General features: G+C 40.8%; 16 protein-coding genes and 2 pseudogenes. All 18 read right to left on the bottom strand.

The features are described from left to right. Window positions 1–51: 51 nt before the first annotated feature. Window positions 52–2,349: a type I pullulanase gene (gene pulA / locus HMPREF1150_RS08315; protein WP_009659416.1), complete on the bottom strand. Its 2,298-nt coding sequence runs from the start codon at window positions 2,347–2,349 to the stop codon at window positions 52–54. A gap of 23 nt (window positions 2,350–2,372) precedes the next feature. Further along, complete coding sequence (locus HMPREF1150_RS08320; protein WP_002914839.1) at window positions 2,373–3,323, bottom strand: diacylglycerol kinase family lipid kinase; 951 nt, start codon at window positions 3,321–3,323, stop codon at window positions 2,373–2,375. A gap of 9 nt (window positions 3,324–3,332) precedes the next feature. Beyond that, window positions 3,333–5,291 carry an NAD-dependent DNA ligase LigA gene (ligA, locus tag HMPREF1150_RS08325; RefSeq protein WP_009659403.1) on the bottom strand — a complete coding sequence of 653 codons (1,959 nt, stop codon included), beginning with the start codon at window positions 5,289–5,291 and terminating at the stop codon, window positions 3,333–3,335. Between the two features lie 214 nt (window positions 5,292–5,505). Beyond that, complete coding sequence (tnpA, locus tag HMPREF1150_RS0111120) at window positions 5,506–5,931, bottom strand: IS200/IS605 family transposase (protein ID WP_156788985.1); 426 nt, start codon at window positions 5,929–5,931, stop codon at window positions 5,506–5,508. A gap of 122 nt (window positions 5,932–6,053) precedes the next feature. Further along, entirely contained in the window at window positions 6,054–6,242 is a 189-nt protein-coding gene (locus HMPREF1150_RS08330) for a hypothetical protein (RefSeq protein ID WP_002933180.1), read from the bottom strand. A gap of 50 nt (window positions 6,243–6,292) precedes the next feature. After that, window positions 6,293–7,015, bottom strand: a complete 723-nt coding sequence (gene imm47, locus HMPREF1150_RS08335; RefSeq protein ID WP_124766147.1) for an Imm47 family immunity protein — start codon at window positions 7,013–7,015, stop codon at window positions 6,293–6,295. Window positions 7,016–7,097: 82 nt separating this feature from the next. Further along, entirely contained in the window at window positions 7,098–7,292 is a 195-nt protein-coding gene (locus tag HMPREF1150_RS08340; protein WP_223322483.1) for a hypothetical protein, read from the bottom strand. Between the two features lie 50 nt (window positions 7,293–7,342). Next, complete coding sequence (locus tag HMPREF1150_RS08345) at window positions 7,343–7,786, bottom strand: DUF4274 domain-containing protein (protein WP_002924193.1); 444 nt, start codon at window positions 7,784–7,786, stop codon at window positions 7,343–7,345. Between the two features lie 18 nt (window positions 7,787–7,804). After that, window positions 7,805–8,128 (bottom strand): AHH domain-containing protein, encoded by a 324-nt coding sequence (locus HMPREF1150_RS0111115; protein WP_232212191.1) that lies wholly within the window; start codon window positions 8,126–8,128, stop codon window positions 7,805–7,807. A 268-nt stretch (window positions 8,129–8,396) separates the two neighbouring features. Further along, a pseudogene (locus tag HMPREF1150_RS11405) lies at window positions 8,397–9,050 on the bottom strand (PoNe immunity protein domain-containing protein). Window positions 9,051–9,207: 157 nt separating this feature from the next. Then, window positions 9,208–9,909 carry an SMI1/KNR4 family protein gene (locus HMPREF1150_RS08350; RefSeq protein WP_009659380.1) on the bottom strand — a complete coding sequence of 234 codons (702 nt, stop codon included), beginning with the start codon at window positions 9,907–9,909 and terminating at the stop codon, window positions 9,208–9,210. 60 nt (window positions 9,910–9,969) lie between these two features. Next, window positions 9,970–10,428 (bottom strand): hypothetical protein, encoded by a 459-nt coding sequence (locus HMPREF1150_RS08355; protein ID WP_223314003.1) that lies wholly within the window; start codon window positions 10,426–10,428, stop codon window positions 9,970–9,972. Window positions 10,429–10,442: 14 nt separating this feature from the next. Next, window positions 10,443–10,934, bottom strand: a complete 492-nt coding sequence (locus tag HMPREF1150_RS08360) for an Imm6 family immunity protein (RefSeq protein ID WP_004190956.1) — start codon at window positions 10,932–10,934, stop codon at window positions 10,443–10,445. Between the two features lie 8 nt (window positions 10,935–10,942). After that, window positions 10,943–11,716 (bottom strand): hypothetical protein, encoded by a 774-nt coding sequence (locus tag HMPREF1150_RS12210; protein ID WP_009659424.1) that lies wholly within the window; start codon window positions 11,714–11,716, stop codon window positions 10,943–10,945. 159 nt (window positions 11,717–11,875) lie between these two features. After that, window positions 11,876–12,085, bottom strand: coding sequence for a hypothetical protein (locus HMPREF1150_RS08365; RefSeq protein WP_002924190.1), 210 nt, complete (start codon window positions 12,083–12,085; stop codon window positions 11,876–11,878). A 38-nt stretch (window positions 12,086–12,123) separates the two neighbouring features. Then, window positions 12,124–12,675, bottom strand: a complete 552-nt coding sequence (locus HMPREF1150_RS0111100; protein ID WP_002924189.1) for an RNA 2'-phosphotransferase — start codon at window positions 12,673–12,675, stop codon at window positions 12,124–12,126. Next, a complete protein-coding gene (locus HMPREF1150_RS08370; RefSeq protein WP_002924187.1) occupies window positions 12,668–13,039 on the bottom strand; it encodes a hypothetical protein in 372 nt (123 codons plus the stop codon). The genes HMPREF1150_RS0111100 and HMPREF1150_RS08370 overlap by 8 nt, the downstream gene beginning before the upstream one ends. Window positions 13,040–13,044: 5 nt before the next feature. Continuing rightward, window positions 13,045–14,076 (bottom strand): annotated as a pseudogene (locus HMPREF1150_RS12205) (hypothetical protein); the annotation flags it as partial.

Below are 14,076 nucleotides of genomic sequence, written 5' to 3'. Positions count from 1 at the left end.
AACAAAAGCCTTAAGTCCAATGGACTTAAGGCTTTTCATGTAGCTAATAACTTATTGAATAACTTCAAAAACAGAAACCGTCAGATTTTCAACATAGAAAGGCTTCTTATGACGGCTATTGCCTACTAGGAGGCGCAGCTTGTCTGCATTAGGCAGATAGTAAGGCAGGCCGCTAGCATTAAAAATGACTTGATAATGCTTGTCGTCCTTGATTTCGAAGATAATCAAGCCACTGCCCTGCTCTGCTGATTGGACAAAGACATGCTTATAAATATCCTCATAAGTCTGATAAGAAAAGGCTTTGCAGCTTGTCTTTAGACGAATAATGTCCTTGATAAAATCAATACTCTCTTGATGGTCCTGCAAAATATCCCAATTCACCTGATTGACTGCATCTGGTGCATTGTAACTGTTCATAGCCCTTTCGCGATCGCTATGCAGGACTTGGCCGTCCTCCCCCGTAGCTACGAGCTTAGTACGAGAAAATTCCTGTCCCACCTCCATGAAAGCCATACCCTGCATGAGCAGGTTCATGGCAGTTGCCAGCTCAATCCGCTTGGTACGAGTCAGAATATCATCATCGGGATGCAGCTCCGCAAGCAAATCATGCAGGTTGAAATTATCATGTGCCTCCACGTAGTTAAGGACTTGATCAGGACTGCGATAGCTGCCTAGCTCACTGCTGCCAAGGATAGACTTAGCGACGATATCCTCCGTCGCCTGACCACTGACAAAACCAGCTTTGATGCCGCCGTAAACTTCTGCTCCTTTGACCGCATCCCGCTCTGTATCATTGAAAAATCCAATCCGCGGTAACTGATAAGCATTGTCCTTCTTAGCCTTGTCTTCTGGTCTCAGGCCCGTTCCCATATCCCAGCCTTCTCCATAGAGCAGGATTCGTGGGTCCACTTCATCCATAGCTTGACGAATGGCATTCATCGTTTCCACATCATGAATTCCCATTAGGTCGAAGCGGAAGCCATCTACATTGAACTCCTCTACCCAGTACAGCAGAGAGTCAATCATAAACTTGCGGAACATCTCATGTTCGCTGGCCGTCTCACTCCCCACTCCAGTTCCGTTTTGGAAAGAGCCGTTAGGATTCATCCGATAGTAATAATCCGGTACTGTAGCCTGAAAAGCAGAATCATAGGTCGAGTAGATGTGATTGTAAACAACATCCAGTGTCACAGAAATCCCCGCATCATGGTAGGCCTGAATCATGGTTTTCAAATCTCGAATGGCCTGCGCTGGGTCGGCAGGATTGCTGGAAAAGCTAGTCTCCGGAGCATGATAGTTCTGTGGGTCATAGCCCCAGTTGTAGATTAGCTCTCCATTTTCATCATAGTCCTTGTGACGGTCAGAGACAGGCTGAAGCTGGACAACATTAACGCCTAAATCACTGATATAGTCAAAACCTGTTTTTTGCCCTAGATGATTGGTAGTTCCTTTTTGACAGGCCCCCAGGAAAGTCCCGCGCAGCTGACTGTCCACACCAGAAGTCTCCGACTTAGTCAAATCCCGAATATGCATCTCATAAATCACTGCCTGGTTTGGATTGTCCAAACGCCAGACAGCTTCTTTACCCTGCCTGACCTGAAAACCGGCTACTTCTGTCTCATCCGCTCCAAGAATCGCTGAGCGTTTGCCATCTGGACTGGTCGCAACAGTATAGGGATCTCGAGTATAAAAATTGCGATATTCAAAGCTAACATGGTAGTGATAGGTTTTGCCGGTCAAGTCTTCAGCTATTTCAGTTGACCAGACACCAATGGTGTTTTCCTTATGGTCGTGAGAATATCGGTCTCCTTTTTGCATGGGGAAAATTTTATAAACAGGAGCTTTATTGTCAGCCGATTCATAGACTACCAGCTCTACCTTTCTAGCTGTCGGTGCCCAAACTTTGAAGGTATTTACATCGTCGGTCTGACGGTGTCCCAACCAACCTTGATAGCCCCAGCATTCATCGAAGTAGTCTGTTCTCAGGGCCATATCAAAGTTATGCGGACGCCGGCGTGAATACTGGTGACTTGTCGTTGCAGCCTGCAGGGAATAATAAACCTGCGCATCTCCCTCAATCAGCCAAATTTCCGTCACCAGATGAGGAGGCAGCAAATCAATATGATAGTCACATGACTGGCTAGACCAGTCTGAACGTTTGATAATTACATGAGCGTGATCTAAGGGCTCCCAGGTTTGAAATGATAATTCCCCCTGAATACCAAAATAATCAAGTTTGGAAAAGGCTGCTTCCTTTCCCCATTGGTTTATTTGCCACTGCCACATATCATAGGAGAAATAATCTCCAGTAGGATTGTGGTAATGGACTAAGACTTTATAGTCTAGCATGTTTTTTCATCTCTTATCTAAAATTATTCTATTGAAAGGGCAGTCTGACTGATTTCATCAATATTGGCAAAAAATTCCAAATGACCGTGCAGCACTTCCAGTTCAACAGGCGTATCGCCGCCGTATTCTCCATCCAAATTCAGCATAAATGGACCTTTTTTATCTAAAACTTCCAGCTGCAGTTTGCTTGTTTTAAGGTATTCTACGTTGATATCGCCGACATGCTGACCGCCATTGATAGCCTGCATCATCAGACTCAGCATATCGAAGAGATTGGCTGTCTTGACCAAAATCAAGGTAAAATTCCCATCATCTAATTTAGTGTCTGGCGCTAGCTTTTCAAAACCACCGATAGAGTTGGTTAGAGCAGCAAACATGAGCGAAATCTTCCCTTCAAAGACACCGTGGTCGTGCTTGATACGGACCTTGCGGAACTTAGAACGAGGGAGCTTTTTTGCTCCTTCTGCGACATAGGCAAAGTAGCCTAGGCGGGATTTGACCTCGCTAGGTACACTATAAGTCAGCTCTGTTAAGGTTCCAGCTGCTGCAATATTGATAAAATACTTGTTACCATAGGCCCGGCCAATATCCATCTTAATGGTCTGGTTCTTTTCGATGATGCGAGCTGCCGCTACTGGATCTCCCATGGGAATCTTGAGAGCACGCGCATAATCGTTGGTTGTGCCAGTTGGAATAAAGGCCAGTTTAGGCCGTTCATCCAGATTCGCCACGCCATTAACTACCTCATTGATGGTACCGTCGCCGCCTGCCGCAATAATCAAATCAAATCCTGCTTTTGCTGCTCTTTCAGCTTCTTTTTGAGCAGAAAGAGGCGCTGGAGTGGTCTGGTAGGCGCTGGTTTCATAGCCCACATCCTCCAAAACATCCAGAACTTCCGCTATATTTTTCTTAATAATTTCCTGTCCCGAAGTCGGGTTATAAATCAATCGTGCTCGTTTAATCTTATCCTTCATACTTCAGCCTCATAAGCTATCAAGCCAATCTTCATCCCGAATTTCAATTCCCAACTCCTGAGCCTTGGCCAGCTTGCTGCCGGCATCTTGGCCAGCCACTACCAGATCCGTTTTTTTAGAAACAGATCCGGAAACATTAGCACCTAGACTCTGCAATTTTTCTTTAGCTTGATTGCGTGTCAATTTTTGTAATTTACCAGTCAAGACAACCGTCATACCAGATAGGGCTGCATCAGCTGCTGCTTTTTGTCCCAGATAGTCTAGATTCACACCTGCTTCCTGCAGCTCCGCCAAAAGAATCTGAGAGCCTTCCTGCTCAAAATAGGTATGCAGGCTTTGGGCAATTACAGTTCCAAGGCTGTCAATAGCCGCAATTTCTTCTTGGCTGGCCTGAGACAGCTTAGGAATATCATGGAATTTCTCCAGCAAAATCCGACTGGCCTTGCTTCCCACATGACGAATCCCCAAGCCGAACAAGAGGCGTTCAGCCGAGTTCTCCTTGGAAGCTTGAATAGCAGTATACAATTTATTTGCTGATTTTTCCTTAAAGTTCTCTAGTTCTAGTAAATTTTCTACCGTCAGCCGATAGATTCCAGCCACATCCTTGACTAGATTTTGAGCAAAGAGCTTCTCTACCACTGCTGGACCAAGGCCAGTAATATTCATGGCATCCCGGCTGGCAAAGTGAATCAAGCCCTCCTTGATCTGAGCTGGACAGAGAGGATTGATGCAGCGCAGAGCGACTTCATCTTCAAAGTGCACTAGCTCACTCTCACAGCTCGGACAGTGACTTGGTATTTCCAGAGGCTCCTCTGAGACTCGTTTGGACTCCACCACTCGCAAGACAGCAGGAATAATATCCCCCGCCTTATAGACGATAACGGTGTCTTTCTGACGAATATCCTTCTCTGCAATATAGTCCACATTGTGCAAGGTTGCTCGGCTGACAGTCGTTCCCGCTAGCTGCACTGGCGTCAGATTGGCTGTCGGAGTCACCACTCCCGTCCGACCCACTGTCCAGTCAACAGACAGAAGCTGGGCTTCCTTTTCCTCAGCCGGAAACTTATAAGCGATGGCCCACTTAGGTGCCTTGACAGTAAAGCCAAGCTCCTCTTGCACCGCCAAGTCATTAACCTTGATGACAATACCGTCAATCTCATAAGGCAGACTGTCCCGCTCCTGAGCAATCTTTTCGATAAACTCCCAAACCGCTTCGATAGAATCCGCCAGAATATGAGTAGGATTGACTGAGAAGTCCAAATCTGCCAGCTTGTTTAAGACTTCTTCTTGGCTGCCAACCTGAGTCGGACTGGCTTCTTGGTATAGGAAAGTCGCTAGATTGCGCTTGGCCACAACTGCTGTGTCGAGCTGGCGCAAGGTTCCTGCTGCCGCATTGCGGGGATTGGCAAACTCAGGCTCACCATTTTCCTGTCGCAGCTGATTGACCGCATCAAAGGATGCCTTGGGCATATAGCACTCTCCGCGAACCGTAATGTCCAGCGGTTCTTTCAAAGTCAGTGGAATATCCTTGACTCGCTTGAGATTTTCAGTAATGTTTTCACCAACAGAACCATCCCCCCGAGTCGCTCCTGCTACCAAGATTCCATTTTCATAGGTCAGGGAAATAGAGAGCCCATCAATCTTGAGTTCACAAAGATAAGAAACTTGTGGAAATTCCTTGCGAACCCGCTGGTCAAAGGCTAGTAATTCTTCACGTGAAAAAGCATCCTGCAAACTAAAGAGAGGATACTGGTGTGGATATTTTTCAAATCCTTCTAAAATCTTCCCGCCCACCCGATGCGTCGGACTGTCAGGCAGGATATCGGTTGGGTACTTTTCTTCTAACTCCGCTAACTCACGATAGAGTCTGTCATACTCGCTGTCCGATACGCTTGGCCTATCTGCCGTATAATATTCATGGGCGTATCGATTGAGCAATTCTACTAATTCTGACATTCTTTCTTTCATACTTCTATTTTATCACAAATACACAAAATCTTCCTCTATTTGTTCCCAATTTTTCCTAAAAAACAAAAGGACATCATAACCACCCGTCTAACGGGTGGTTTGTCCCAGGGCTATAAGCCCACATCACCAGCCAGCGCCTAAAGACGCTGGCTTTCACTTTGTTCAAGCCTCATTGCTCTTGACTCGTCACAAACCTCTCAAAGAGGTGTTTGCATTACTTGCCACTATCCCTAAAGGGATCCTCATATTCTTTTTCACTCAATTCATCCAACGCTATATCATGCTTTTCCTTCTCTTGGATATATTTCTTAATTGTGGCTTCATTAAGTCCTACTGTACTCACGTAATAGCCTTCCGCCCAAAAATGTCGGTTCCCAAACTTATATTTTAGATTGGCGTGCTTATCAAACATCATGAGAGCACTTTTACCTTTTAAATACCCCATAAAACTAGAAACACTTATCCTCGGTAGAATACTTACCAACATATGTACATGATCTGGCATTAAGTGACCCTCAATAATTTCAACACCTTTATAACTACATAATCGGTGGAATATTTCACCCAAACTGTTTCGATATTGATTATAGATGACTTTTCGTCTATACTTAGGTGTAAACACAATGTGATATTTACACATCCACTTTGGGTAGTGTAAAATAAGTTGTGTAAACACAAAAAGGAATAAATCCGTTATAGTAGAGTTGCGAAACATTACTAGAAAGAGATTTATTCCTATGACACAGTTTACTACAGAATTGCTTAACTTCCTAGCCCAAAAGCAAGATATTGATGAATTTTTTCTTTTCTTTCTTCCAAACTATCTGACAAAAGTGCTTCTTTCCAAAAATCTGGAATTGGGGCATTTAGAATATTTGCTTTATCTGTTACAATTTCTACTTCTGAAGAAGTTAAAGTATACTTGTTTAAAAATTCTATTTTATCTGTCATTTACTCTACCCCACTGCAAAAAAGAGGACGTCCGTCCTCTTAAAACCTTACTACAAGTTGTAGCCATAAAAATATTTTGTACTTTTTTTCCACTCTTTTTGAGCCAGAAAGTCTACGTATTCTTGAGCTTTCCGTAAATCTTGCTCGCTAACTTCCTGTCCATATTCAAGTGGAAAATGATAACCAGATAAGACTGAAAGAAGACTTGGCTGGATAAAAAGAGCGAAACGTTCCTTTTGGTTAGCCGCCATATACAAACGCTGGAAGATGATTTTTGTTAAATCACCAAGAAAAATCGGTCCCTTTTCATAGTAATAAAGTCTTTTATCAACTGATTGGACTTTATCCAAATAATACTGTCCCACTTCATCAAGGTCGGCTTCTTCACCAAGAACATCATAGTAATCTAGATAAGAGTCTAAACTATCACGAATAGCAACCGCTACATCTGTATCTTCCCAATCCTCCCATAAAGCTAGCAAATAAGGGATGACTTCATAAGACAGACTGTTAATCGCGCTTGAAGCAAAAGTTAAAGCACCAAGCTCTGACACATTAGCTAAAAAATTCAAATTTTGAGGATTTTCTAAATCTTCGTGAGTACAGACTGAACAAAACAAGCGAATACACAGATTAAGCACGGCATCGTCTTTAGTGGTATTCATCAAGTCAATCAAAAGATTTTTTACAGAAAAATCTCCTTTTTTGAGCAATTCAGCAATTAACAAGATACAATCTTTTTCATCTTGTACTTGCACTAATTTTTCTCTCAATTCTTCTACTGAGAGAGCTTATCTCACCGTACCATGAACCTGTTAGTAATATATTTTTAACCATTAAAAACTTTACCCAAAATCATCGGTTTTCTGTGAATATCTTTTCTAAACCTTCAAAAATGACATCCCGCAAGACTTCGTTATAACTGTCATACTGACGCATGGCTTGAATTTTGTCAAAAGCGATTTTAATCGTGCCGTCCACCAAAATCGTAAGCCCAGCAATTTCCTCATCTGACCCCTCTTTCCCGAAAGTGTCATTTAAAATAATCAATCGTCTATTTTCTTCCATTTCGCAAATATAATACGATATATAGCCTACTTTTATAAAGTTACACGGACATGCTCTCCGTCAACTCCGTCTAGAAATATCGTCGGTAAATCTGGATGTTGTTTTTTCAACTTAAATTTCTGCACTTTACTAAGTTCAGGCAAATAACCAAGCTCTCCGTCAGGAAATTTGTTCTCACATAAATCTTTATATAAAGACGTCACAAAGTCTTGCCAAACTGGCGAGGAATATTCTCCGAACCCCTCGAAAAGGAAACGGTAGCCGTCCGCTCTATCAAATGCCAGTAGCGCTACAGCGTTAGTACAAGCAGGATTGTCAAGTACCGCTTGCGGAAGGTCAAAGCCACTGTCCCAGTTATAATTGTCTAACAAGATGAACAGTTGTTCGGAGCTATTTATACTTTGAACTTGTTCTAGTGCTCTTGTTATGTCTTCAGAGAATAGAATATTTGTTAAAAATTTCATGTTATTAGTCATAAAATCATCCTTCAATAATTAGTCTAAATTTTTCATAAATCTTTCCCAAAGTTCGGCGGTTGCGCCAAATTTAGGATATAAAGGCAGACCCTTATCTTGCAGTATGCCTAATTTTCTTTGTAACTCTTTAACCTCTTTTTGCAACATTGCAGGAGATTGATTTACATCAATATTATCTAACTGTGCACGAACAAATTCATTATACGTGGAGTGATAACCTCTATGTCTTGATAATGGACTAACACTTGTAGTATCTACCGAATCTGGCACAGGCAAAAATTTCCCATTACTTGCATCATCCAAATCCATACCCATTTTTTGTATAACAGGGTGATCAGCCATATCTGCCGGAATTATGTGTTGGGCTTGATAACCAGTCCATTTTTGCCCCCTACTAAGCCCCCATATCTTCCATCATATTTTTACCTAGTACAGAGTGAGCAAGTATGAGATAAAAGCAAATCATGCCTCTCCCAACCTCCCTCAACACTTACTCTTCCCAAAAGTAATAAAATTAGTATAGCATAAGATGAAAAGATATCAAGGTAAGCTAGAAAAATTTATAATTCTGATTGCTGGTATTAGAAAAAAGAGGGCGAGCGTCCTCTTTCTATTTTCCGCATTCAGCCACTAAATCATATGGGAAGTAATTTACTCCCTTAAAATCTTCAGGGTTCAAACCCATGATTTTGCAGATTGCGCCTGCTTCAAAAGACCAGTAGCCAACATAGTTATCAATATTACGCTTATGTAAGTCATACCAACCATTTCCTCGCTGACCTTGATACCACTCTTTTTCCAAATAGTACTTTAATAAGTCAGTTGCTTCAGCTAAATTTTCTGCTTGAGTTATTTTTTGTGTAAAAACATAGGGACGTGGAAACATAAAATCATCGCGAATTTTCCAATCAGGATGACGATAATGAATAAGATAATCAATCAAATAATCAACTGGGTCATCTTTTTTCACTAAGTCAACTAACTTGTCAAAGACTTCTGTTTCAATGTCCAACATAATTCCAATAGACAAAGCCCAGAGCATATGAACATAACCGCTATTACTATACCAAATTGGTACCAAACTATCCACCAATTTAATATATTCTTCCTTAACAGCTTCAAGTGGTTAACCCACTGAATAGGTTGCTATTAGTATTTCTTCTTGATAGCCAGCAATGATTTTATGCGAACTTTTTATAACTTGAATATTTGGACGTGAAAATTTCTGAACACCTTTAGCCTCTAACTTATTTAGTTCTTCAATGTCCTCATACTATTCTTTTATAAATTGTTTGTAGTTCTCAATTAAATAATTATATTTATCTTCAGTATTCAGTCTATCTCTTAATTTCATTTGTTTATCACCTATTCATCAGTATAGCAAAAAAGAGGACGATTGTCCTCTTTTTTATGAATATAAATTAACCATCAAACCCTATCGTTATCCACTCATCAACAATAGCCCAAAAGTCTAAATGATAACGAGCAGGAGCAGAAGAATCCCATAAAACTGCTTCAGAAAGAGGATTGCCCTCTGATAAATCCAAAACAACATATCTTCCCATACCATTCGTAAAGAATGAATAACTAGAAGATAAATCAATAGGAACAGGAGCACCATCTTCCAAAATCCCCCACTCTTCATCTGCCAATCTCATGATAGACTGTGTAGCTTCAAGTCCCATACTACGACTTGGATAATAGTAAAAGCCATCGTGTAGTTCAAAATAAAATTTCTTTAAACTTTCAGGTAGCTGCGAAACGAAAGACTCCCCTATAGAATTTAAAGCCGCTTTTGTTTTATTAGGATTTCCTCCAGCGTAATACATGACTTTGTGTCTTCTACCAACTACTGTATAAAGCAAATAAAAATCTTGACCGATTTTCATAACTTCAACGTCATATAAATATTCAGACAGATAAGAAGTTGTATTTATAAGGTATTTCCCTACTTTTTGCTGCCAATGTAAAACTTGTTTCACGCGTTCTTGACGTTCTGATATGGCTAGAATATCTTGCCATAATTTAGGAAGTTCTTGAACATTACTATCAACACCTGTCAAAATTTCAACTTGGTGTTCATTTAATGTATATTTGTTTAAAAAATCTATTTTATCTATCATCTACTCCACCCCACTGATACCAGTATAGCAAAAAAGAGGACGATTGCCCTCTTTTGACCTCTATTTTACTTCTGCGACTTCTAAAAAGACTTGTTTGAAATCCTCATAAATCGTAAAAGCTGTTTTTAAAATATCTTCCAATTCGTCGTAGTCACTGAAATTGGGCATTTTGATACGATAGTCTGGATCAATCATCAATCTGGAATAAATTCCCCACGGCATGCCTGCAATTGATTTTTCTTTATCTTTAACAGCCCAAATGAGCTCTACTGTTCCATTATAAAGTACAATATGCAGACCGAACCGATAATCTTCTATCTTTTCATAAAATTTAAAAAATTTCTCTTTGGGGTCAAAACCGGGAATATAGCCAGCCTCTGAAATCATATCCATAACTAACTCACCGTCAAGATATTTTAACGGTGTTTTATTTCTTAATTTCTCCGGACTATATTCTTTTGATAAGGCCTCATAGCGGTTGATGAAGTCAATATCAAGCAGAACTTGTTTAACAATCAAGTTTAGCTCCATGATTATTTATCATCTCCAAACAACTGTACATAATAGGTATGAACAGCTTCGTCTGTCAAATCAACTTCTTTCTCCTGCAAAGCAGTCGTAGCCGCCACTGACAAATCTGAAAACAGAGAAAGATTTTCCTTGTACTGAGTAAAAAACTCTGTTAAGGTCGCTTCATCCACCGCTTCAATCGTCTCGGGTAGATACTTTTCGCCACTTTCGTCGTAGCTTAATTTACAGATATAAGCCACAAAGTCTGCTATGCAGACCCAGACTGACGGAGCACTTTCTTTGTCAAGGTCAAAATAAGTAAGAATATCTTCCTCGTTTATATTTTCCAAGCGGTCATATAAAGCGTCAGGAGACACCGTTTCTTTATCCAAAAGAAAATCTTGCGTCATCTCAAGCGTCTTTTTGACAAAAACAATATCTTCCTTTTTCTTCAAATATGACGGTAAACACTCCGTCAAGATTTGCATGAAGTTTGCTAATTTATAATTTTCCATTTTTCACCTCAATCAACATATTTCCCGTTTTGAACAGTAAAGTTTGATCTTCCTGTCACTCGGACACCTTCAACTTGATTGGAAGATACTTTTATCTTTAAATTTGGGTATCTTTCACTTAGTTGTTTTATTACTCCAGATGCCTTATCGGGATTACCTAAACCACTTAAACAAGTAGGACATACTCCACTTGGATTTGATTGATACAAGTGTAAGACTCCCTTAACTTCTTCGTTTGATAAACCTGCTTTTTCCACAGCTTCAACGAACTCATTTGCCACATCTTCCTCGGCATGACGAGTCGCAGACGCAATTTTACCAGAACTTTTAATCGCTCTATCTGGTTTTAACACATCTAAATCATCTAGACCAGCTTCTTTTCTAACTCTTGGAGAGCCTCCTTTAAATACTATGTCTTCTAGACCTTCTATATCTGTTTTTGCAACAGCAAGTGTGTCAGTTTCTGGAACTCCCCAATCCTCTCGTAAACGCGAAATTTCATCTGGGCCCCAATTTGTATCTTCCTCCTCAACCTTCCCAGCCTTAGTGGCTTCGGTATCCACCTCTTCTGGCTTCTGCACCTTCTTGCCAGCGTCAGGGGTGACTTCGGGTTGTCCGGCTTTGGGTAGGTCGGGCTCTTGCGCCTTGACCTTGGGAACGGCACTGGCACTAGCTGCCGCAGCGTCAATGTCTGGTTTGACCTTGGTTTCCATTTCTGGCTTGACCTTGGTCGGATTGACTTCGGCCGGACGACTGGTTTCGATGTCTGGCTTCTTGCTCACATCCACTTCTTTTGGACGACTGTTTGGTGACGCCACCTCGCTCGGCTTGAGTTGTTAATCTCGGATTGGATTGTCAATGTACTTGTTTAAAATTTCCATTTTATTCCCCTACACTTTCCAGTATAACAAAAAAGAGGACTAACGTCCTCTTAAATAAAACTATGACTCCCTGATTTCAGCCAATCCACGAACAATAGCATCTTGAATTAAGTCTAAGGTTGAATTATATCCTTTTGTTTCCTTAAGAATATCTGTCACGTCTTTGACAACACCGTCAACAATGAGAGTAATGCCCTCTACTGTTTCTCCGCTATCGCCCTTTTCAAATTGTTCTGTCATCATTGTCATTTTCATTGATTTATCGGACATTCTTTTCCCCTTTCTTTCTATTTCTACTCATAAAAAGATTATTTATCCTCAATAATAGAAATATACTCACTAGGAATTGGCTCAGAAAGCCATATATCTTCATTCCCAATATAAAATTTTACACCATTTTCCCAAGCAGACTGGGCAGCAACTTCTAAAATGATAGCTCTGTCATCTCTTCTCAAAGCTACCTGCTTTGCTGTACTCACATCAGAAGACAAATGAACATACTGCCTTTCTTTTGGAATTAGCCCAGTTTGTAAAATCTGATTTAAAAATCTTTGAACTGTTCCATGGTATAAAACTTTCGGTGGTTTATTGGCTGTTTTAGATAATTTGTCTTTTATTGAATGTCCATAAAAAGCCCTAATCTTTTCACCTTTTATTTCATGACGCTTTTTGTCAGATAGTTCTATCATTGTTTCAAGGTCATCTCTTGTAAGTCCTTTCCATAAAGGAGTTTCTGATAATTTATGTATTAAATCATCAACTGAACACCACCCCTCCGAGTCCAGCTTTATACCATATTTATCTGGATTATGTCTTAATATATAGGATACTTCTCTACTAAGTTTTGTATAATCAAACAAGCCTTTCCACCTCAAAACTATCAGCAATTATTTGAAAGAAACCTGAGCCGTCTAGGTAAAAAGCATAATGATTAGGAGACCAAAACGCATAGTCCCTTTCATTTGCTTCTTTTAACTCCGCTAATCTTTTAGAATTTTCAATTTTAATGACTGTATCATAAGAACCCTCTGTTATTCCAAATTTTGAGGATGTCCGAGTAAATTCCAAGACTGATTGAAATTTTAGTAGAACATCACTAAATTGTTCCTCATCATCATAACCTGAAATCCGAATTGCAACCTCCAAACCTGTTATCTGAATTTCAGGCTCTTTTTCTAAATTTGAAGAAAACATAGGTAAAACATATTCTGTTTTGTATGTCATATTTATTATCCTTTTCTGTTACTTGGTCTAACTTCTTTAATACCTTCTGAAGTGAGTTTGTTTCTTTGTAGTTGTCCGTCAAGCAAAGTCTCGTGTAACTTTTCTCCCGTCCTATCAATCGTATGCCAATCACTCCTAGGAATACCTGATTGAGTTAAAGCCTGTGATGTACGAGTATTCAATATCAAAGTATTTCCATCGCGATTGATATATTCAACCGGTAAGTCTTTAATATCTATTTTACCCGATTTTATTGCATCAACTAAATCATCAATTGTTTTTATAGGTTCCCCTGCTAATTCAGAATATATTTTCTGTCCTTCTTGACTGAACGAGTGACCATATGTCTTTTGTGCATAATTTGCATCTTCCGACATTCCTATACCAGCCTTAGTTGCTTCGGTATCCACCTCTTCTGGCTTCTGCACCTTCTTGCCAGCGTCAGGGGTGACTTCGGGTTGTCCGGCTTTGGGTAGGTCGGGTTCTTGTGCCTTGACCTTCGGAACGGCACTGGCACTAGCCGCAGCTGCGTCAATGTCTAGTCTGACCTTGGTTTCCATTTCTGGCTTAATCATGGTCGGATTGACTTCGGCTGGGCGACTGGCTTCAATGTCTGGCTTCTTGGTCACATCCACTTCTTTTGGACGACTGTTTGGTGACGCCACCTCGCTCGGACGAGCTTGGCTGACCTCCGGTTTAACCGTCTTGCCTGTATCAATCTCGCTCGGCTTGCTGTTGGTCTTATCCACCGCTGGACGACTTGGATTGTCAATCTCGGGTTTCGCCGTCTTAGAAGTATCAATTTCTGGCTTCTTACTTGGACCAGTTATCTCTGGACTGCTTGCACGGTCAATCTCAGGCTTGCTTGTCTTCGTCACATCAAGCTCTGGCTTCTTGCTTGGGTTTGGTATTTCTTGATGTTGAGGCGTCTGAATCTCTGGTTTTGGCTTCTTGCCTGTACCAAGCGTAGACGGATCCACATCTGTGTCCGCATGGGTCTTCAAGCCTGCATTGCCCGCTGGCAGATCCACACCTTT

The sequence above is a fragment of the Streptococcus sp. AS14 genome, assembly GCF_000286495.1.
GTDB lineage: Bacteria > Bacillota > Bacilli > Lactobacillales > Streptococcaceae > Streptococcus > Streptococcus sanguinis_P.
This window is presented reverse-complemented; position numbering and strand designations above follow the sequence as displayed.